Here is a 210-nt window from a genome sequence, read left to right as displayed (position 1 = left end):
GAGACGCTGGGTGTGGTCGTCGGTTATGACGGCTCTGATCATGCGATGCAGGCGTTGGACTGGGCGATGGACGAGGCCGAGTTCCGGCGGTTGCCGCTCACCCTCTGTCACGCGTGGCGGTGGCCGTACGGTGATGGGGATCAGGCGGCTCGGGATTCGTTGCGGGGTGCGGCTGAGCACGTGTTGTGGCACGGTGCGGACTGCGCGCGG

General features: G+C 67.6%; 1 protein-coding gene. It reads left to right on the top strand.

Annotated elements, in window-relative coordinates; translation table 11 throughout:
* Positions 1–6: 6 nt before the first annotated feature.
* A partial coding sequence (locus FAF44_RS54295; RefSeq protein ID WP_237111264.1) for a universal stress protein occupies positions 7–210 on the top strand: 204 nt, incomplete at its 3' end.

Source organism: Nonomuraea sp. MG754425 (genome assembly GCF_021699195.1).
GTDB lineage: Bacteria > Actinomycetota > Actinomycetes > Streptosporangiales > Streptosporangiaceae > Nonomuraea.
Note: the sequence above shows the minus strand (reverse complement) of the source record. Positions and strands in the feature narration are given on the sequence as shown.